The sequence below is a fragment of the Isoptericola maris genome (assembly GCF_048065335.1).
Lineage (GTDB): Bacteria > Actinomycetota > Actinomycetes > Actinomycetales > Cellulomonadaceae > Isoptericola > Isoptericola rhizosphaerae.
Genome location: NZ_JBLUNY010000001.1, coordinates 449,257 through 468,025, shown reverse-complemented (window position 1 = coordinate 468,025; position 18,769 = coordinate 449,257). Strand labels below are relative to the sequence as shown.

The following is an 18,769-nucleotide window of genomic DNA, read 5'->3' as shown; positions in this document are numbered from 1 at the left end:
GAGGGCTACCTTTCGAAGGAGTCGGCCGTGCCGGACGGCACGGATGCTCGGTGGGTCGTCGGGGTGGCTGAGGTGGTTGCTGTGCGAGCCCATGCCGTGATGGCGGGCGCGAGGGCGTCGAGCGTCCGCGCATGCATCGTCACGGCGGTGGGCGGTGTGGCGGCCGCAGGGCCGACCAGCGCTGTCGCCGCACCGAGCGCCGCGGCGGGTGCCAGGTCGTTCTCGACGATGTCTCCGACGGCGAGCACCGGGCCGTCTGCGAGTGCGGCTTGGACGATGGGCGTCAGGCCGACCGGCTTGCCGACCTCGTAGTGCAGGTCGGCGAAGCGCTCGCGGACGCCCCACGTGGTGAGCAGGCGCTCGACGCCGACGCCGGGGGCGTTGGTGGCGAGGACGACGAGGGTGGTGCGGGGTAGTGCGGTGAGGAGCTCTGTGAGCCCTGGGGCCGCGTCGACGGGCGCCTCGGGCGTGCCGAGGAGCCTGCGGCTGGCCAGGTAGGCCCGCTGCAGCGCGGCGGGGTCGACGCCGTCCTGGCGGGCCAGGGTGCCGACGACGTCGTAGCCATCGCGGAACTGTGTGGCCGTTCCGGCGTCGTGGTCGCGCAACGTGGCCATGACCCGCTCGAAATACCCGGGCCAGGCATGCTCGGCGACCTGCCGGGCGAACGCGAGCACGGGGCCGTCACCGACAGCGAGGGTGCCGTCGAAGTCGAACAGGATGGTCGGGGTCACGCGGGCTCCTCATGCTGTGGACGATGCGTTCACAGTAGAAAGACTGTGTGAACGGCACGGTCATGAGGAGGTGAACGGTGGATGTCGGCTGTTGTCTCCGAATGCGAGATCGGTAGTGCAGGAACCGTGCGCCTCGGTAGCGCAGAGGGAGTCGACGACGGGTCCTCGCGTGACTCGACGTGGCGTCGTACAGTTGAATCACTTGCTGCAGATGATGGAGGTTGGAGATGAGCGACACCCTCGCCCGTGATTCGGCTGCGCTGCACGACGCGATCCAGCGGGGCGCCCCCGAGCAGGAGGTTCGCCTTCACCTGTCGACGATCCAATACCTCGCCGGCGTGATCGACGCGCGGATGCACATCGACAAGACGGCCACCGACGAACCTGATGAGGAGATCGCCCCGGCCCGTGCTGCCGATCTGCTCGGGATGTCTCGCCCGCGGGTGCGTCGGCTCATGGACGATGGCGTGCTGCCGTACCGAAAGGTCGGTTCGCACCACCGGATCCCACTCTCCGCGATTCACCGGTTCCGGGCCGCCGAGCGTGCTCGGATGGAGCAGGGGATGGCCGAGCTTGCCGACCTCCAGAACGAGCTGGGTCTGACCGAGTGAAGGACCCCGTCCCGGCGCGGGTCGTCCTCAGTGACGCGAACGTCCTCTACTCGCGGGTTCTGCGGGACTATCTGCTCTACGCCGCCACCCGGCAACTCATCTCCATCGCCTGGAGCCAGTCGATTCTCGACGAGATGACCGAGCATCTCCAGGCGAACATCGAAGGGTTCACTCCTGACTCGGGCGCGCTGCTTGTCAGGCTCATGAACACCCACTTCCCCTATGCGCTCACACAGGTCGTCGACGAGACCCTCGAGCGAGTCGCTGGGGCAGAACTTCCGGACGAGGGCGATCGCCACGTGCTGGCTGCGGCCGTCGAGTCCGGAGCAGATGTCCTGTGCACGAGCAACCTCAAGGATTTTCCGGAGACGATCGTGGACCAGTACGGATTCGTGGTCCAGCACCCCGACGAACTGCTTGTCGGGCTCATCCGGTCGTGCCCTACGGAGATGCTCGCCGTGCATCGTGTCTCGGTGACGAGGCTCCCAGGAGCGACCGACTCATCGACTGTGGCAGCGCTCCGCCGGGCCGGTGCGCCCCAGGCCGCAGACGCGATGGTCGCCCTGCTGGACGCCGATCAGGTCTGACACGGCCGTCCAACGTCGCGGCGCCGCCTCACGACCGCCTCACACGCTGAAGTACTTGGCCTCGGGATGATGCAGCACGAACGCGTCCGTCGACTGCTCCGGGTGCAGCTGCAGCTCGTCGCTCAGCGTCACCCCGACCCGCTCCGGCTTCAGCAGCTCGACGACCTTGCGTCGGTCCTCCATGTCGGGGCACGCCGGGTACCCGAGTGACATCCGCGACCCGCGGTACTCGAGCTTGAACATGCCCTCGACGTCGTCGGGGTCCTCGTCGGCGAACCCGAGCTCGGAGCGCACCCGCGAGTGCCAGAACTCGGCCAGCGCCTCGGTGAGCTGGACGGACAGCCCGTGCAGTTCCATGTACTCGCGGTACTTGTTCGCCTCGAACAGCTTCGCCGTGTACGCGGACACCGGCTCGCCGACCGTCGCGAGCTGGATCGGCAGTACGTCGAAACGACCCGTCTCCTCGACGAACGACTTCGGCCGCACGAAGTCCGCCAGGCACAGGTGCCGGTCGCGCTTCTGGCGGGGGAAGGTGAAGCGCAATCGCTCGGTCCCCGGCTGACCGCCAGAGCCGCCATCGGGCGCTCCGATCTCACTGTGCGCCCCGATCTGTCCGGACGGCGCGGTCATGCCGGGCCCGTGGTGCGCCACCACGATGTCGTCGCCCTCGGACCACACGGGGAAGTACCCGTAGACCACGGTGGGGTCCATGACCTGGTCCCTGCGGATCGTCGAGAGCCACTCGGTCAGGCGGGGCCGGCCCTCGGTCTCGACGAGCTCGTCGTACGAGGCGCCGTCCTCGCCGCGCCCCGGCTTGAGGCCCCACTGGCCCATGAACGTCGCGCGCTCGTCGAGGTACGCGGCGTAGTCCGCGAGCTGGATGCCCTTGACCACGCGCGTGCCCCAGAACGGGGGAGCGGGGACGGGGTTGTCGTCGGCGACGTCGGAGCGCGCCGGCAGGTCCTCGGGTGCCGTCTCGGTCACGGTGACGACGTTGTGCCGGCGCTTGCGCAGCGCGGGCAGGCCGACGTCGTCGACCGACGCCCCGCGCGCGACGGCGACCAGCGGCTCCATGAGCCGCAGCCCCTCGAACGCGTCGCGGGCGTACCGCACGACGCCGGGGAACTGCGAGGCGAGGTCGTCCTCGACGAAGGTCCGTGTCAGGGCCGCGCCGCCGAGCAGGATCGGCCACTTCTTGGCGAGCCCGCGCGACTCCAGCTCGGCGAGGTTCTCCTTCATCACCACCGTGGACTTCACGAGCAGCCCGGACATGCCGATGACGTCGGCGTCGTGCTCCTCGGCGGCCTCGATCATCGCGGAGATCGGCTGCTTGATGCCGATGTTGATCACGGAGTAGCCGTTGTTGGTCAGGATGATGTCGACGAGGTTCTTGCCGATGTCGTGCACGTCGCCGCGCACGGTGGCGAGCACGATCGTGCCCTTGGTCTGCTCGTCAGCGCCCTCGACCTTCTCCATGTGCGGCTCGAGCAGCGCGACGGCGGACTTCATCACCTCGGCCGACTGCAGCACGAACGGCAGCTGCATCTGCCCGGAGCCGAACAGCTCACCGACCACCTTCATCCCGCCCAGCAGGTGGGTGTTGACGATGTCGAGCGCCTTCATCCCGTCGGCCAGGGCCGTGTCGAGGTCGCCCTCGAGACCCTTCAGCGCGCCGTCGATGATGCGCCGCTCGAGCCGCTCACCGACGGGCAGCGCCTCGAGCTCGGCCGCCCGCTGGTCGCGCAGGGCCGCGGAGTCCACGCCGGAGAACGTCTCCAGCAGGTGGGACAGCGGGTCGTGCGTGAGGTTGCCCTCGTCGTCGTACACGCGCCGGTCCCACACGAGGTTCTCCGCGGCCTCCCACTGCTCGTCCGGGATCGCGGTGCGCGGCAGGATCTTCGCCGCGTGCACGATGGCGGAGTCCAGACCGGCCTGCACGGCCTCGTGCAGGAACACCGAGTTGAGCACCGTGCGGGCGGCCGGGTTGAGCCCGAACGACACGTTGGAGACGCCCAGCGTGGTGTGCACGCCGGGGTAGCGACGCGTGAGCTCACGGATCGCCTCGATCGTCTCGATGGCGTCGCGGCGCGTCTCCTCCTGGCCGGTCGCGATGGGGAACGTGAGGGTGTCGACGATGATGTCGTCCACCCGCATGCCCCAGTCGGCCACGAGCGTGTCGATGAGGCGCGAGGCGATCGCGACCTTCTTCTCCGCGGTGCGCGCCTGGCCTTCCTCGTCGATGGTCAGCGCGATGACCGCGGCGCCGTGCTCGACGACGGCCGGCATCACTCGCCGGAACCGCGAGCCGGGCCCCTCGCCGTCCTCGAAGTTCACCGAGTTCACGACGGCGCGCCCGCCCACGAGCTCCAGCCCGGCCCGGACCACCTCCGGCTCGGTGGAGTCGATCACCAGCGGCAGCGTGGAGGCCGAGGCCAGCCGCGAGACGACCTCGCGGACGTCCTCGACGCCGTCGCGCCCCACGTAGTCGACGCAGACGTCCAGCAGGTGCGCGCCGTCGCGGGTCTGGGCGCGGGCGATGTCGACGATGTCGTCCCAGCGGGACTCCAGCATCGCCTCGCGGAACGCCTTGGAACCGTTGGCGTTGGTGCGTTCGCCGATGGCCAGGTACGAGGCGTCCTGGGACAGGTCCGTGTGCGAGTACAGCGACGCGACGCCGTTCTCGCGCTCCACCTCGCGCGGCCGCAGCTCGCGCCCGCGCACCGCCTCGACGACCTGGCGCAGGTGCTCCGGCGTCGTGCCGCAGCAGCCGCCCACCAGGCCGAGGGAGAACTCGTCGACGAACTGCGTGTGCGCCGCCGCCAGCTCCTCGGGCGACAGGGGGTAGACGGCGCCGTGCGGGCCGAGCTCCGGCAGCCCGGCGTTCGGCATGCACGTCACGGGCACCTCGGCGTGCCGCGCCAGGTGACGCAGGTGCTCGCTCATCTGGTCCGGGCCGGTGGCGCAGTTCAGTCCGATCGCGTCGACGCCGACCGCCTGCAGCGTGGTCAGCGCCGCCCCGATCTCCGATCCCATGAGCATCGTGCCCGTGGTCTCCACGGTGACCGAGGCGATCACCGGGACCGAGCGTCCGACGGCGCTGATCGCGTCGTGGCACGCCGTCACCGCGGCCTTGGTCTGCAGCAGGTCCTGGCTGGTCTCGACCAGCAGGGCGTCCGCGCCGCCCTCCAGCAGCCCGGCGGCCTGCTCGGCGAACGTGGTGCGCAGGTGGTCGTACGTGGTGTGCCCTAGCGACGGCAGCTTGGTGCCCGGACCCATGGAACCCAGCACCCAGCGCGGGTAGTCCGGCGTCGCGAAGGCGTCGGCGCGCTCGCGGGCGATCGAAGCGCCCGCTCGGGCCAGCTCGCGGATGCGGTCGTCGATGCCGTAGTCCGACAGGTTGGACCAGTTCGCGCCGAAGGTGTTGCTCTCGATCGCGTCCACCCCGACGGCCAGGAACTCGTCGTGCAGGCTCCCGATGAGGTCTGGCCGTGTCACGTTGAGGATCTCGTTGCAGCCCTCGTGCTGCTCGTAGTCCTCCAGGGTCGGGTCTGCCGCCTGGATCATCGTGCCCATGGCGCCGTCGGCCACCACCACGCGGGTGCGCAGGGCCTCCCGCAGGGCGTCGGAGCGGGCGTCGGCAACGGAGAAGTCGAGCGTCGAGGTCACCGGCTCAGCGTAGCTGCGGCAGCGCAAATCACGGTGCGGCCGACGCCTGGTGAGACCTACCCTCGGTCCATGACCACCGCCGACACGAGCAGCGACCTCGCACCCATCGCGGACCGGGCCGACGCGCCAGCGTTCCTGCCCACTCTCACCGCCGGCGGCCTCACCTGGCGGCCAGCCGCGCCGGGCGACGCCGCAGCGCTCCTCGAGCTGCGCAACACCATCGCCGAGGCGGACGCCGAGCCCTACCGCGAGACCATCGAGGAGCTGACCGAGCTGTTCCAGGCGCCCTGGCGGCGGTTCGACACCGACTCGCTCGTCGGCGTCGACGGCGAGGGACGACTGCGCGCCTACGCCATGGTCGAGTCGATGCCCGGTGACACCCGGACCGTGCGGGCGTTCCTCTTCGGCGGGGTGCACCCGCAGGTGCGGGGGCAGGGGATCGGACGCGAGCTCTTCGCCTGGCAGGTGGCTCGCGGTCGGCAGGTGCTCGCGGCGTCGGGCAAGGAGCTGCCCGCGCGCCTGGCCACGATGGCCGAGGACGACAGCCCACCCTCGCGCGTGCGCCTCTACGAGCGGTTCGGGTTCACCCCGCGCCGCTTCTACTCCGACCTGCGCCGCGACCTGCGCGACCTCGACGCCGCGCCGGTGCCGGACGTCACGCTCGACGGGTCGTTGCGCCTGGTCCCGTTCGCGCCGGAGCTCGACGACGCCGCACGCCTCGCGCACAACGACGCGTTCCGTGACCACTGGGGCAGCGAGCCGCGGACGGCCGAGCAGTGGACCTCCTACCGGACGGCGTTCATGCCCGGATGGTCCTTCCTCGTGCTCGACGAGGACCCGGACGTCGACGCACTGCTCGCCGACCCTGACACCGACGCCGAGACCGCCGCCGCCCTGCGCGCCGGAGAGCCGCTCGTCGTCGGCTACCAGATGGCCGACCGGTTCGACGAGGACTTCGCCGTGCGCGGCTACTCCTTCGGGTACACCTCCCTGCTCGGTACGCGGCGCGCCTACCGCGGACGCAAGGCCGCCCTGGCGGCGCTCGCCGCCGCCCTGCGCGCCATGGCGGCCGACGGCATGGAGTACGCGTCCCTGGGCGTCGACACGGCCAACCCCTCGGGGGCGCACGGGATGTACGCGAGCCTCGGCTACGAGTTCACGCACGGCTCACGGTTGCTGACCATCGAGCTCTGACCGCTACGCTGCGCCGCGTGACCGATGTCGTTCCCGGGGAGCCCTCGCTGCTGACCTCCCGCCGCGCCCGCGTCGCGGCTACCGTCCTCGCCGCCCTCGCCGTCGTGCACCTGATCGCTCAGCTGGCCGGCATGGAGGAGGTCGCGGACCCGACGCAGTGGCTGCTGATGCCGGCGCTCGCGGCCACGCTCTGGTGCACGACGGCGGCACCCCGGTCGCGGCTCGTACGCCTGGTCCTGGTGGCGCTCGGCTTCTCCTGGGTCGGTGACACCCTGCCCGACCTCTTCACCGGGGACACCGCGTTCCTGGCGATGGTCGGCGGGTTCCTGTGCGCCCAGGTGGTCTACGTCGTGGCGTTCTGGCCGTCGTGGCGTCAGTCGGTGCTGGTGCGGCACCCCGCAGCCACCGCCGTGTACGTGTTCCTCGCCGTCGCATTGGTGGCCCTGTGCCTGCCGGGCGCGCCCGGCGTGCTGGGGGTCGCCGTCGTCGTCTACGCGGTGCTCCTGACCATGATGGCCGTGCTGGCCACGGGCGTGCACCGGTTGGCCTGGCTCGGTGGACTGCTGTTCCTCTTCTCGGACGCGATGATCGCGCTCGGCGCGTTCGCCGACGTCGTGCCGCCGATGTCCGGCTTCTGGATCATGGCCACCTATGTGCTGGGGCAGGTGCTGATCGTCGCGGGTGTCGTGGCGCGGCAGCCGACCGTACGGGCCCTGGCGTAGGGGGCGGGCATGGTTGACCTCCGGTCGCAGGTGGTGCGCGTGCCCGCCGGCACGATCACGTTGCGTGATGCACGGACCGGCACGACCCGCGACGTCGAGCTCACCGAGTTCGCGCTCGCTCGCACCCCGGTGACATGGGCGCAGTACGCGCAGGTGCGCGGAACGATGGTGCCGGAGGGCGCCCGGGGTGACGCGCCGGTGCACTCGGTGTCGTGGCGCGACGCCGTCGCATGGTGCAACGAAGCCTCGCGCCAGGAAGGGCTGACGGAGCCGTACGCGATCGGGGAGTCGTCCGTCGTCTGGGACGTGGCTGCCGACGGCTTCCGTCTGCCGACCGAGGCCGAGTGGGAGTGGGCGTGCCGGGCCGGCACCGACGGCCCGACCTATGGCCCGCTGGCGGACGTCGCGTGGACCGATGCGGATCACGTCGACGGGGCGCAGCCGGTCGGGCTCAAGCAGCCCAACGACTTCGGCCTCGCCGACATGCTCGGCAACGTCTGGGAGTGGTGCTGGGACTACGCCGACACCGCCCGGTACGCCGACTATCGGAGCCTGCGGGGCGGCGGCTGGGCAGACCGGCACTGGAGCGTGCGCGCCTCGGTCCGACGCGGCAGCGTGCCCGGAGCGCGACTCGACGACCTGGGGTTCCGGGTGGCCCGCGGGCCCGCCGGGCGTCCTGGCGAACGGGCGGGCCAGGGCTGGTCCCACCAGGCCGACCTCGACCGCGCCGCGGTCAGCGGACCGGTGCCGTTCGGATGGACTCCGTTGCGGCCGTAGTGCGGTGCCGTGCTCAGGTGGGTCCGGCTGCGCCGTCGGCGATCGCGCGCAGCGCGGCGACGTGCGAGGCGAACGTTCGACGGCCGTCCTTGGTCAGCCGCAGCCAGGTGCGCGGCCTCTTGCCGACGTATCCCTTGCGGACCGCCACGAGCCGGGCGCGCTCCAGGGTGGCGACGTGTTTGGACAGCACGGAGTCGGAGACCTCGACGGCGTCACGGACCACCGCGAACTCCGCCTCGTCCACGGTGTTGAGCGCGGCGACGATGCTGAACCGGACCGGCGAGTTCAAGGACTCCTCGAGCTGGTGCCGCGGGTGCTTCACCGTGCTCCTCGAACGATCAGCGCGCCGGCCACGAGGCCTGGCGCCGCGACGACGACGGCGACCGCCATCGTCACCCACGGTGCGGGGGACGGCAGGTCGGCAAGGTAGACCGGTGTGGTCACGCCGAGGGCGAGCAGACCCGTGGTGACCGTCCCGACCATCGCTGTCCTGGAGGTGCGTCGGGGCCGGGCTCGGGATGCTCGGTCGCGCCAGACCACCGTCGTCACCAGCAGGGCGAGGAAGGCGCCCTGCGCCCCGATGTTCGCGGGTCCTCGCCACTGCCAGGTGGTGCCCCAGGTGCCGAGGACCACACCCGTCAGGGCTCCCACCGTCAGCGCGAGCACCGCCACCGTCCAGCCGTGGACACGGTGGTCGCGGGCCCTGCTCAACGGGCGCGGGGTGGCTCGTTCCAGCGATGCGGCGACCTCGTCCGGGGAAGGGCGCAGTGCGGTCATATGTCGTTCCTCGACGTTGGGCGGAACGCGATCAGCAGGGCACCCGTGGCGTACGGCGCCAGGACGGCGCACACCAGGAGCACATGCGCCAGGGTGTCCCCGCCGGCGGCGTCCACCAGGTGGTTCCCGAGGACGACCACGGGCACGCCGAAGACCACCGTGTTGCGGGTGATCGTTCTCGTCCCGCGAGGGATCGTCGTCGACCGGGTGGTGGAGAGGTAAGCGGTCAGTCCGATCAGCACGAGGGTGAGGGCGAAGGCGCCGGCGAGCGCGACGAGGAACCACGATCGGTCACCAGTGAGAGGCCCGACGAGTGCGATGGCGGCCATGCCAAGACCCGCCGCCCACAGGACCGCGCTGTGCCGGAGACGGTCGTCTCGGGCGTCGAGCGTGACGCGTCCAGCCTCGGCAAGCAGCCGACCGGCGTCGTCGGACTCGGGTGTGGATCGGGTCACGCTGTCAGCTTAGAAACTACTTTCCGTATCGGCAAGCAGCTCGCGCCGGTGCCTTCAGCGGACCTGAGCGCGACGCTGGAGCCACGTCTCTGGCTCGTCCAGACCGGTGAACCCGGCCCGGAGGTACACCGCGCGGGCCTCGGGTGCGGCCTTGAGCAGGACCCGCTTGAGACCGAGCGTGTCGAGGTCGGCCAGGGCGCCGTCGACGAGCCGTGTGCCGAGTCCGCGACCACGGTGCGCGGGGTCGACGATCACGTCCGCCAACCAGGCGAAGGTGACGCCGTCGGTCACTGCGCGCGCGTAGGCGATCTGCTCGCCCGTGGCGGTATAGATCCCGTAGTTGCGAGACGCCGCGATCGCGGCGTCCTGCGCGGCCCGGCTCCGGCCGGCTGCCCAGTAGGCGTGCTCGCTCAGCAGCCGGTGCACGCGGGCGTGGTCGAGGCGGGCGGGGTCGGCGGAGAACTCGTCGTCGGACACGGGTCGATCCAAGCATCCGCGTGGTCCGTGGCGACGACCGTTCCGCGACGTGGTCCCTGGTTCGCCGACGGGTCGAGCGGGCCTCCGGTCCCTGTGTCAGAGGTCACTCCTATGCTCGGCGGCATGGACATCATCCTGGTACCCGGATTCTGGTTGAACGCGTCCGCCTGGGACGCCGTCACCCCGCCGCTCGTGGCCGCGGGGCACACCGTCCACCCGCTCACGCTGCCCGGTATGGGCTCGGTGGACGACGACCGGTCCGGCATCGGCCTGGAGGACCATGTCGACGCCGTCGTCGCGGCGGTCGACGCCCTGGACGACGACGCCCAGGTGGTCCTGGTGGGGCACTCCGGCGGGGGAGCGGTCATCCATGCGGCCGCTGACCGCCGTCCGGGACGCATCGCCCGCAACGTCTACGTCGACTCCGTGCCGATGGGGCACGGCAGCGTCATCAACGACGCGCTGCCCGTGGTGGGCCACGAGATCCCCTTGCCCGACTGGTCGGTCTTCGACGAGCCCGACCTGGTGGACCTCGACGAGGACCTGCGGGCGCGGTTCCGGGCCGTCGCGATCCCGACACCGGTCCGGGTGGCGTCCGATCCGGTGACCTTGAGCGACGATCGGCGCTACGAGGTGCCGACGACGGTCATCGCCTGCGAGGCGTTCGAGGGGTTCGACAGCCCGAGCTCCATGTATCGCCACTTCATCGGCGCGGGATCCCCGTACACCGCAGAGCTGGCGGCGTTGCACGACTACGAGATCGTCGACCTGTCGACCGGTCACTGGCCGATGTTCACCCGACCCGGCGAGCTGGGTGAGGCGATCACGGCGGCCGTCTCAGGCTGAGCCGGACGGGGCATCGAGCCCCGGGGTGTCGGTGCCACGTTCTAGTTTCCGGGCATGGACATCATCCTCGTTCCCGGGTTCTGGCTCGACGGCGCTGCGTGGGACGAGGTGGCGCCGGTACTCACCCGCGCGGGCCACGCGCCACGCCCGGTGACGCTTCCCGGTCTCGAGTCGGTCGATGCGGACCGGTCGGGTGTCACACTGAGTGACCACGTCGACGCGGTGGTCGGGGCGATCGACGCCGCAGATGGTCCGGTCGTGCTGGTGGGGCACTCCGCCGGCGGCGGCCTGGTCTATGCCGCGGCTGACCAGCGCCCCGACCGCGTGGAGCGCGTCGTCTACGTCGACAGCGGTCCGTTCGCGGACGGTCAAGCGGTGAACTCGGAGCTGCCGGACGAAGTCGTCGACCAGCCACTGCCGGCGTGGGACGAGTTCGAGGACGGGGAGCCCACCGGGCTGACCGACGACCAGCTGGCCAGGTTCCGGCAGAGGTCCGTCCCACAACCCGCGGCTACCGCGCGTGAACCGCACCACCTGATCGGTGATGCAGAGGTCCGGCGTGCGGTCCCGGCCACGGTGATCGCGTGCCTGCTCCCGGGGGAGGTTCTGCGCGACCTGATGGCGCGCGACCACCCGTTCGTGCGCGAGCTCAAGACACTGAAGGACTACGAGATCGTCGACCTGCCGACCGGTCACTGGCCGATGTTCACCCGACCGAGCGAGCTCGGCGAGACCATCGCCGCGGCAGTCTCTCGCTGACGGCCGGGCGGTCCAGTACGCGGGTGTGCGCTGGCCGCTACACTTGCGCACATGTCGACCATCGCCAGTCGCGACCTACGGAACCACACAGCCGAGGTGCTGCGGCGCGTCGCCGCAGGCGACCACGTCACGGTGACCCAGCACGGAGCGCCGGTCGCGGAGATCGGTCCCGTCACGTCGACACGCGCCCGCTCGCTTCGACGTGCTGAGCTCCAGAAGATCTTGGGCACCGTCCAAGCAGATGCGGGCCTGCGCGAGGATCTGGCTGCGCTCGCGGACAGCACCGGCGACGAGCTCGGGCCCATCCGGTGATGGCACCAAGTCCTCGGGGTCTGCTCGACACGAGTGTCTTCATCGCGTCCGAGTCCGGCAGGACGCTCGACAGCGCGGCGCTCCCCGACGAGTCGTTCGTCTCGGTCATCACTCGTGCAGAACTTCAGGCCGGCGTGCTGGCAGCCAAGGACTCCGAGACCCGCGCCCGGCGGCTCGCGACACTGGACTCGATCGCCCACCTCGAGCTCCTCCCTGTGGACGCGACTGCTGCGTCGCACTGGGCTCGTCTCCGTGTCCGGCTCGCCGAGGCCGGACGCAGGATCAACGTCAACGACCTCTGGATCGCCTCCATCGCGCTCGCGAACGAGCTGCCCGTTGTCACGCAGGACGACGACTTCGCGCCGCTGACCGAGCTCGACACGCTCGCCGTCGTCTCCGTCTGATCCTCGCCACGGCGGGTGGGGGGTGATCAGCCGATCGCTGCGACAGGGCTGGCCAGGGGCGTCCCCGAGCCGTCGCGGCGCGGGCTCTCCTCGGGCAGCTCGGCGGGCTGACCGCCGGAGCCGACCGCCCGTGCCGGCCCTTCGCCGACCCACGCCAGCACGAGGGAGTCCTCGCCCTTCAGGAACCGGTGCGCACGCACCCCGCCGGTAGCGCGGCCCTTGCCGGGGTAGAGCTCGTACGGGGTGACCTTGGCGGAGGCGGCACCGGTGCCCGACAGCGCGTCGGCGGCACCGGCGATGGTCACCACGGCGTGCAGGTCGCGCGTGGCGGCCCGGGCGACCCCGAAGAACACGACCCGCTGCCCGGCCGCCAGCCGGATGCCCGCCATGCCGGCCGCGGACCGTCCCTGCGGCCGGACGGCCGAGGCGTCGAAGTGCAGCAGGCTCGCGTCCGAGGAGACGAACACCACCTCGTCATCGTCCGCCGCGGGTGCGGCACCGACCACGGCGTCGCCGTCCTTGAGCGAGATCACGTCCCAGACGTCACCGTTGCGGGGCTTGTCGCCTGGCGCGATCCGCTTGACCACACCCTGGCGGGTCCCCACGGCCAGCGTCGGGGCGTCCTCGGCCAGGGAGACCACGGCCAGCGCCTCCTCGCCCGGGTCCAGCGTGACCATCTCGCGCACGGGGACCCCGCCGGACAGTGACGGCGGACCGTCGGTGGCGGGCAGCGACGGCAGCTCCATCACCGAGATCTTGTGCAGCCGTCCGGCGGTGGTCACCAGCCCGACCTCGGCGCGCGTCGACGCCTCGACGTCACCGAGCAGCGCGTCGTGGGCGTGCCGCCGTCCGGCACGCTCGACCGGGGCCTCCGCGCCCTCACCCGAGGTGCGTGCCAGCAGGCCCGTCGCGGACAGCAGCACGCGGGTGGGCGCGTCCTTGATCTCCAGGTCGATCGCGGGAGCCTTGCGCCCACGTGCGGCCGGTGTGCCGGCAGCCGACGACGCCGTGCCACCGGCGGAGTCGAGCAGCACCGTCCGGCGGGGCGTGCCGTAGGTGGCGGCGACGTCGCCCATCTCGTCCGAGACGACGGCGTGGAGCTTCGCCTCGTCGCCGAGGATCTCCTCCAGCGCGGCGATCTCCTTCTCGAGCTCGGACTTCTCGGTCTCGAGCTCGATGCGGGAGAACTTGGTCAGACGGCGCAGCTGCAGGTCGAGGATGTAGGAGGCCTGCGGCTCGGACAGGTCGAACACGGACTGCAGGCGCTCGCGGGCCGTGGCGGCGTCGTCCGAGGTGCGGATGACCTGGATGACCTCGTCGATGTCGAGGATCGCGACCAGCAGGCCTTCCACGAGGTGCAGGCGGTCCTTGCGCTTGCCCAGCCGGAACGTGGAGCGACGCCGCACCACGTCGACGCGGTGGTCGACCCACACCCGGAGCAGGTCGAGCAGCCCGAGGGTGCGTGGCTGCCCGTCCACGAGCGAGACGTTGTTGATCCCGAACGAGTCCTCGAGCGGGGTCGTCCGGTAGAGCTGTTCGAGCACGGCCTCCGGGTCGAACCCGGTCTTGACCTCGATGACCAGCCGCATGCCGTGGGAGCGGTCGGTGAGGTCCTGGACGTTGGTGACGCCCTGGATCTTCTTGTTCTTGACGCCGTCGGCGATCTTCTCGATCACCTTCTCCGGACCCACCGTGTACGGCAGCTCGGTGACGACGATGCCCTTGCGGCGTGGCGTGACGTTCTCGATGCGCGCCGTCGAGCGGGTGCGGAACGAGCCGCGGCCGGTGCGGTAGGCGTCCCGGACGCCGTCGAGCCCGACGATCTTGCCGCCCGTGGGCAGGTCCGGCCCCGGGATGTAGCGCATGACGTCCTCGAGGGTCGCCTCCGGGTTGGCCAGCAGGTGCTGACCGGCGGCGACGACCTCGACGAGGTTGTGCGGCGGCATGTTCGTGGCCATGCCCACCGCGATGCCGGACGCCCCGTTGACGAGGAGGTTCGGCACGGCCGAGGGCAGCACCTCGGGCTGGGTGAGCTTGTTGTCGTAGTTCGGGACGAAGTCGACGACGTCTTCGTCCAGCCCGGCCGTCATCGCCATCGACGGAGGAGCGAGGCGGGCCTCGGTGTAACGAGGGGCGGCAGGGCCGTCGTCGAGCGAGCCGAAGTTTCCGTGACCGTCCACCAGGGGAAGGCGCATGGAGAAGTCCTGGGCGAGACGCACGAGCGCGTCGTAGATCGCGGCGTCGCCGTGCGGGTGGAGCTTACCCATCACCTCGCCGACCACGCGGGACGACTTCACGTACGCCCGGTCGGGGCGCAGCCCCATGTCGGACATCATGTACAGGATGCGGCGGTGCACGGGCTTGAGCCCGTCCCGCGCGTCCGGGAGCGCACGCGAGTAGATGACGGAGTACGCGTACTCGAGGAACGACGTCTCCATCTCTGCGGCGACGTCGATGTCGACGATCTTCTCGTCGAACGGCTCGTCGGCGACGGCTGCGGCCTTCTTGCGCGCCATGCGGTGCGGCTCCCTGGGTCGTTCTCGCTGCGGCGTGGTGCCCGACGGCGGCGCACGGCCCCGTACGGACGTTCGAGGGAAGCGTAGCGCCACCGCGCGGGAGGGCGGTGCAGGCGGGCCGGAGCCGCCCTCGATGCCTGCGAACGGCAACGCCCCGGGGGCGACCCGCTCGAAGTGGGTGCCGTTCCCAAGATGGTTCACTTGCCCGAGGAGCATCGTGGCGAAACTGCGGAAGGCAGCGGCCGGAGGGCGCCGAGAGCATCGTCACGGCGGCGACCGAGGCGCTCGGGGAGTCGACGTCCTCGTCGACAACGCGACGATCGCGCCCAGCACACGCCGCCATCACCCGATCGAGACCGTGGACTACGCGGACTGGCAGCGGATCTCGCGGGAGATGATCGACGTCGACCAGAGGGCGGCGATGGGTCGCGGGGTGACGGAGTCGGCCCGCGAGGGCGCGATGGTGCTGATGATGGCCTTCGGCGTGACGCGGTGGCGTTCCAGGATCGGCGGGGTGTCGGCCGCTTCAACTCAGGTCGAGGTGCAGTCTCAGCGCGTCATCGACAGCCGCGAGCTGCTCGCGGGTGAGGCGACCCGCCCGCTCGACCAGTCGGGACACGTCCAGCGCGCGGACTTGCTCGGCCTGCGCCTTGGACTCCCGCGGCAACCCGGACGACTCCTGGTCGACCAACACCTGGAACGTCAGCACTCGGCGAGGGCTGCTGGTCAACGGAACGACCGTGAGGACGCCGCGGCCGAGGCGTTGCGCCACCCTGTTGTGCGCGTCGTTGGACACGATGGCGACGGGCCGGATCTTGTTGGACTCGGAGCCTCGCGACGGGTCGAGGTCGGCGAACCAGATCTCACCGCGTCGCATCGCCGTCCAGTCCGTCGCCGACGGTCCCGTCCCACGCGTCCGCGTCGTCGGAGTCCGCCCATTCCTCGATCGCTTCCGCGTACTCGGCCTCCAGGTCGTGGACCTGCAGCGCCTTGATCGCGGCGTGGATGGTGGCCGAGCGTGACGGAAGCCCTTCGCGCTCGGCGTAGGTGTCCAGGTAGCGGAGATCCTGCTCCCTGATGCTCACACTCACCTTCATACCCGCGATGCTACCCCCTCGCGGGGTCTACCGGATAGCCTGCTCGGATGGACGATCAGCGCCCAGCCTCCTACCCGGTCGAGTGGGAGGCCGACGTCGTGCTCCGCGACGGGACCACGATGCACGTGCGCCCGATCTGTCCCGAGGACGCCGACGCGCTGCAGCGGTTCCACACGGGCCAGTCGGAGCGTTCCACCTACTTCCGGTTCTTCGCCCCGATCGCGCGCCTGACCGATCGTGAGCTGCGCCGTCTGGTCACCCTCGACCACCACGACCGTGCCGCGCTGGTGGCGGTCCGTCCCGGCCACGACGAGGACGGCTCGCAGCGGGAGGACATCCTCGGCGTCGCCCGCTTCGACGTCATCGCCGACGGCGAGGCGGAGGTCGCGTTCAACATCGCCGACTCCGTGCAGGGCAAGGGCCTCGCCTCGGTGCTCCTGGAGCACGTGGCGGCGGCCGCCCGGGAGCGGGGCGTGCGCCGCTTCACCGCCGAGGTGCTGCCGCAGAACGCCTCGATGCTGGGTGTCTTCCGCGACGCGGGCTTCGAGATCAGCCAGCACCTGGACGACGGCATCGTGACGGTGGGCATCGACCTCGACCCCACCGAACGCTCCCGCGCCGTCATGGCGGATCGCGAGCACCGCGCCGAGGCGCGTTCCATGGCGGGGCTGCTCTCCGCGCGCCGCGTCCTGCTGGTCGGGCCGGGCTCGGAGGGGCAGGCGCACGACGACGGCACGCCGGAGGCACTGCTCGCCCAGCGCGTGCTGGACGCGCACCAGAACGACCCCGGTGGCACCGAGCTCGTCGTCCTCGACCCGCCGGGCGACGTGCCCGAGGGCGTGGAGCACGCGACCGGGTGGGACGCCGTCGGGCCGGTGGACCTGGCGCTGCTGGCCGTCACGCCGGACGTCGCCGTCGAGACGGTGCGCCGGCTCGCCCTCACCGGCGCGCGCGGCGTCGTCGTCCTCTCGGGCGGCTACGCCGAGGTCGGCTCCGAGGGTCTGGAGCGACGCCGCGAGCTGCTGCGCACCGCGCACGCCGCCGGGATGCGCGTCGTCGGCCCCGTCTCCTACGGGGTGCTGACCACCACGCCGAGCGGCGCGCTGCGGGCGAGCCTCGCGCTGCGCCCGCCCCGACCCGGCGTCGTCGGCCTGTTCTGCCAGTCCGCCGCAGCCGCCGTCACGCTGACGGCCACGCTCGAACGGCGCGGCCTCGGCGTCTCCTCCCTCGTCTCGGCGGGGCACCGAGCCGACGTCTCCGGCAACGACCTCATGCAGTTCTGGCAGGACGACGACGCCACCGAGGTCGTGTGCCTGTACCTGGAGTCCATCGGCAACCCGCGCAAGTTCTCGCGGATCGCGCGGCGGCTGTCCGCCGTCAAGCCGGTGGTGGTCGCCACGGCGGGCCGTTCCGGCCAGGTGGTCCCGCCCGGGCACGCGGTTCGCGCCACGCACGCGCCCCGGCGGCTGCTCGACGAGCTGCTGCGCCAGTCCGGCGTCATCCAGGCGGCCAACACCCACCAGCTCATGGACATCGCCCAGGTCCTGGCCCACCAGCCGCTGCCCGCCGGGAGCCGCGTGGGGATCCTCGCGTCGTCGGCGGCGCTCGCGGCCCTCGTCGCGGAGGCCGCGGCGTCGGCCGGTCTGACGGTGGCCGCCTCGAGCGACTTCCTGCGTCCCCATGCCCGCGAGGAGCAGATCGCCCAGACTGTCGACGCGCTCTACGCGCCCGGCGCCTGCGACGCCGTCGTCGTCGTGGACGTGCCTGTGGTCCAGCCTCGCACCGGGGCGATCGCCCGTGCGGTGGCGGAAGCGGCCGCCCGCACGGGCCGTACCACGGTGGCCTCCATGCTCGGGCTGCACGGCATGCCGGACGAGCTCGCCGCCGAGGCGCCCGACGGCCGCATCGTCCGGATCCCGGCGTTCTCCACCCCGGAGGACGCCGTCGTGGCGCTCGGCAAGGTCGTCGAGCACGCCGGATCGCGCGCCGAGGAGCGCGGCCACTACGTGATGCCCGACGGCGTGGACGCGCGCCGCGCGCGCCGGCTCGTCGAGCGTTGGGCCGCGGAGTCCGACGCCCGTGACCTCGACGCGACCGAGGCGGCCGAGCTGCTGGACTGCTACGGCATCCGGCTCTGGCGCTCGGTGCCCGTCCGCACGGCCGACGAGGCCGTCGCGGCCGCGGACGAGCTCGGCTGGCCGGTCGCGCTCAAGAGCGCCTCGCCGGCGCTGCGGCACCGCAACGACCTCGGGGGAGTGCGGCTCGACATCAGCGATCCGGACGACCTGCGCTCCGACGTCGCGCGCCTGCAGACGGTCGCGCAGGCCGTGCTGGGGAGCGAGGCCCCGGAGCTCGAGGTGCAGGCCATGGCTCCGCCGGGCGTCGCCTGCGTGGTGCGCTCGGCCGAGGACCCGCTGTTCGGCCCGATGGTGTCCTTCGGGCTGGCGGGCGATGCCGTCGACCTGCTCGACGACGTCGCGCACGGCATCCCGCCGCTGACGGACGTGGACGTCTCGGCGCTGGTCAGCACGGTGCGGGCCGCGCCCCGGCTGTACGGGTACGGGGGAGCGCCACCGGCCGACGTCGACGCGCTCGAGGACGTCCTCGCGCGGGCGTCGGTCATGGCGGACGACCTGCCCGAGCTCGCGTCGCTCGAGCTGTACCCCGTGGTGGTGGCCGAGCAGGGTGCGTCGGTCCTGCACGCCAGCGTGCGGCTGCGTCCTGCGGGTCGCCGGGCCGACTCGCTGCGCCGCGCGCTGCCGGGCTGAGCGGGGCGTGACCGGGCTCGGGGACCGCCGTCCACAGCCCGGTGCCACCGGAGGCGAGGAAGTGGGAAGA

19 protein-coding genes are annotated in these 18,769 nt (G+C 71.6%); 10 read left to right on the top strand and 9 right to left on the bottom strand.

Annotation, left to right across the window (positions count from 1 at the left end; translation table 11 throughout):
• Positions 1–5 precede the first annotated feature (5 nt).
• Positions 6–731, bottom strand: coding sequence for an HAD family hydrolase (locus ACH5HR_RS02325; protein ID WP_416476034.1), 726 nt, complete (start codon positions 729–731; stop codon positions 6–8).
• A 227-nt stretch (positions 732–958) separates the two neighbouring features.
• Here ACH5HR_RS02325 and ACH5HR_RS02320 point away from each other — a divergent pair, with 227 nt between their 5' ends.
• Positions 959–1,342 carry a helix-turn-helix domain-containing protein gene (locus ACH5HR_RS02320; protein WP_402371558.1) on the top strand — a complete coding sequence of 128 codons (384 nt, stop codon included), beginning with the start codon at positions 959–961 and terminating at the stop codon, positions 1,340–1,342.
• Positions 1,339–1,929 (top strand): PIN domain-containing protein, encoded by a 591-nt coding sequence (locus ACH5HR_RS02315; RefSeq protein ID WP_416476032.1) that lies wholly within the window; start codon positions 1,339–1,341, stop codon positions 1,927–1,929. Before ACH5HR_RS02320 ends, ACH5HR_RS02315 begins: the two co-directional genes overlap by 4 nt.
• A 39-nt stretch (positions 1,930–1,968) precedes the next feature.
• Here the strand turns inward: ACH5HR_RS02315 and metH are convergent, their stop codons facing one another.
• Positions 1,969–5,595: a methionine synthase gene (gene metH, locus ACH5HR_RS02310; protein WP_416476030.1), complete on the bottom strand. Its 3,627-nt coding sequence runs from the start codon at positions 5,593–5,595 to the stop codon at positions 1,969–1,971.
• Between the two features lie 69 nt (positions 5,596–5,664).
• Between metH and ACH5HR_RS02305 the strand changes: the two genes are divergently transcribed.
• From ACH5HR_RS02305 to ACH5HR_RS02295, 3 genes are read left to right on the top strand one after another with little or no spacing between them, the layout of a single operon-like run.
• Positions 5,665–6,789: a GNAT family N-acetyltransferase gene (locus ACH5HR_RS02305; RefSeq protein ID WP_416476028.1), complete on the top strand. Its 1,125-nt coding sequence runs from the start codon at positions 5,665–5,667 to the stop codon at positions 6,787–6,789.
• Between the two features lie 17 nt (positions 6,790–6,806).
• Entirely contained in the window at positions 6,807–7,511 is a 705-nt protein-coding gene (locus tag ACH5HR_RS02300; RefSeq protein ID WP_416476026.1) for a lysoplasmalogenase family protein, read from the top strand.
• A gap of 9 nt (positions 7,512–7,520) precedes the next feature.
• Entirely contained in the window at positions 7,521–8,288 is a 768-nt protein-coding gene (locus ACH5HR_RS02295; RefSeq protein ID WP_402371566.1) for a formylglycine-generating enzyme family protein, read from the top strand.
• Between the two features lie 13 nt (positions 8,289–8,301).
• Here ACH5HR_RS02295 and ACH5HR_RS02290 read toward each other — a convergent pair whose 3' ends face one another.
• The 4 genes from ACH5HR_RS02290 to ACH5HR_RS02275 are packed head-to-tail and all read right to left on the bottom strand — an operon-like array spanning position 8,302 to position 9,997.
• A complete protein-coding gene (locus ACH5HR_RS02290) occupies positions 8,302–8,610 on the bottom strand; it encodes a winged helix-turn-helix domain-containing protein (RefSeq protein WP_402371567.1) in 309 nt (102 codons plus the stop codon).
• Entirely contained in the window at positions 8,607–9,065 is a 459-nt protein-coding gene (locus ACH5HR_RS02285; RefSeq protein ID WP_416476024.1) for a hypothetical protein, read from the bottom strand. The genes ACH5HR_RS02290 and ACH5HR_RS02285 overlap by 4 nt, the downstream gene beginning before the upstream one ends.
• On the bottom strand, positions 9,062–9,520 hold the full coding sequence (locus ACH5HR_RS02280; RefSeq protein ID WP_402371571.1) for a hypothetical protein: 459 nt from the start codon (positions 9,518–9,520) through the stop codon (positions 9,062–9,064). Before ACH5HR_RS02280 ends, ACH5HR_RS02285 begins: the two co-directional genes overlap by 4 nt.
• A 54-nt stretch (positions 9,521–9,574) precedes the next feature.
• Complete coding sequence (locus tag ACH5HR_RS02275) at positions 9,575–9,997, bottom strand: GNAT family N-acetyltransferase (RefSeq protein WP_402371572.1); 423 nt, start codon at positions 9,995–9,997, stop codon at positions 9,575–9,577.
• 123 nt (positions 9,998–10,120) lie between these two features.
• On the opposite strand from ACH5HR_RS02275, the gene ACH5HR_RS02270 reads away from it, so the two are divergent.
• The 4 genes from ACH5HR_RS02270 to ACH5HR_RS02255 are packed head-to-tail and all read left to right on the top strand — an operon-like array spanning position 10,121 to position 12,318.
• A complete protein-coding gene (locus ACH5HR_RS02270) occupies positions 10,121–10,843 on the top strand; it encodes an alpha/beta fold hydrolase (protein WP_416476022.1) in 723 nt (240 codons plus the stop codon).
• A gap of 54 nt (positions 10,844–10,897) precedes the next feature.
• A complete protein-coding gene (locus tag ACH5HR_RS02265; protein WP_402371576.1) occupies positions 10,898–11,602 on the top strand; it encodes an alpha/beta fold hydrolase in 705 nt (234 codons plus the stop codon).
• 51 nt (positions 11,603–11,653) lie between these two features.
• The gene (locus ACH5HR_RS02260; protein WP_416476020.1) at positions 11,654–11,914 is read left to right on the top strand and encodes a type II toxin-antitoxin system Phd/YefM family antitoxin; all 261 of its coding nucleotides are present in this window, start codon (positions 11,654–11,656) and stop codon (positions 11,912–11,914) included.
• Positions 11,914–12,318, top strand: a complete 405-nt coding sequence (locus tag ACH5HR_RS02255; RefSeq protein ID WP_416476018.1) for a type II toxin-antitoxin system VapC family toxin — start codon at positions 11,914–11,916, stop codon at positions 12,316–12,318. Before ACH5HR_RS02260 ends, ACH5HR_RS02255 begins: the two co-directional genes overlap by 1 nt.
• Positions 12,319–12,344: 26 nt before the next feature.
• Here ACH5HR_RS02255 and ACH5HR_RS02250 read toward each other — a convergent pair whose 3' ends face one another.
• From ACH5HR_RS02250 to ACH5HR_RS02240, 3 genes are all read right to left on the bottom strand, one after another.
• Entirely contained in the window at positions 12,345–14,834 is a 2,490-nt protein-coding gene (locus ACH5HR_RS02250) for a DNA gyrase/topoisomerase IV subunit A (protein WP_416476016.1), read from the bottom strand.
• Positions 14,835–15,360: 526 nt separating this feature from the next.
• A complete protein-coding gene (locus ACH5HR_RS02245; RefSeq protein WP_402371584.1) occupies positions 15,361–15,711 on the bottom strand; it encodes a type II toxin-antitoxin system PemK/MazF family toxin in 351 nt (116 codons plus the stop codon).
• Positions 15,698–15,919, bottom strand: coding sequence for an antitoxin (locus ACH5HR_RS02240; protein WP_402371585.1), 222 nt, complete (start codon positions 15,917–15,919; stop codon positions 15,698–15,700). The genes ACH5HR_RS02245 and ACH5HR_RS02240 overlap by 14 nt, the downstream gene beginning before the upstream one ends.
• Before the next feature lie 59 nt (positions 15,920–15,978).
• On the opposite strand from ACH5HR_RS02240, the gene ACH5HR_RS02235 reads away from it, so the two are divergent.
• A complete protein-coding gene (locus tag ACH5HR_RS02235) occupies positions 15,979–18,699 on the top strand; it encodes a GNAT family N-acetyltransferase (RefSeq protein ID WP_416476014.1) in 2,721 nt (906 codons plus the stop codon).
• Positions 18,700–18,769 lie beyond the last annotated feature (70 nt).

Excerpts from the sequence above, each read along its gene's own strand:
- ACH5HR_RS02320 (WP_402371558.1), top strand. The coding sequence starts at position 959 with ATGAGCGACACCCTCGCCCGTGATTCGGCTGCGCTGCACGACGCGATC.
- ACH5HR_RS02305 (WP_416476028.1), top strand. The coding sequence starts at position 5,665 with ATGACCACCGCCGACACGAGCAGCGACCTCGCACCCATCGCGGACCGG.
- ACH5HR_RS02295 (WP_402371566.1), top strand. The coding sequence starts at position 7,521 with ATGGTTGACCTCCGGTCGCAGGTGGTGCGCGTGCCCGCCGGCACGATC.
- ACH5HR_RS02285 (WP_416476024.1), bottom strand. The coding sequence starts at position 9,065 with ATGACCGCACTGCGCCCTTCCCCGGACGAGGTCGCCGCATCGCTGGAA.
- ACH5HR_RS02270 (WP_416476022.1), top strand. The coding sequence starts at position 10,121 with ATGGACATCATCCTGGTACCCGGATTCTGGTTGAACGCGTCCGCCTGG.
- ACH5HR_RS02265 (WP_402371576.1), top strand. The coding sequence starts at position 10,898 with ATGGACATCATCCTCGTTCCCGGGTTCTGGCTCGACGGCGCTGCGTGG.
- ACH5HR_RS02260 (WP_416476020.1), top strand. The coding sequence starts at position 11,654 with ATGTCGACCATCGCCAGTCGCGACCTACGGAACCACACAGCCGAGGTG.
- ACH5HR_RS02255 (WP_416476018.1), top strand. The coding sequence starts at position 11,914 with ATGGCACCAAGTCCTCGGGGTCTGCTCGACACGAGTGTCTTCATCGCG.
- ACH5HR_RS02250 (WP_416476016.1), bottom strand. The coding sequence starts at position 14,834 with ATGGCGCGCAAGAAGGCCGCAGCCGTCGCCGACGAGCCGTTCGACGAG.
- ACH5HR_RS02245 (WP_402371584.1), bottom strand. The coding sequence starts at position 15,711 with ATGCGACGCGGTGAGATCTGGTTCGCCGACCTCGACCCGTCGCGAGGC.
- ACH5HR_RS02235 (WP_416476014.1), top strand. The coding sequence starts at position 15,979 with ATGGACGATCAGCGCCCAGCCTCCTACCCGGTCGAGTGGGAGGCCGAC.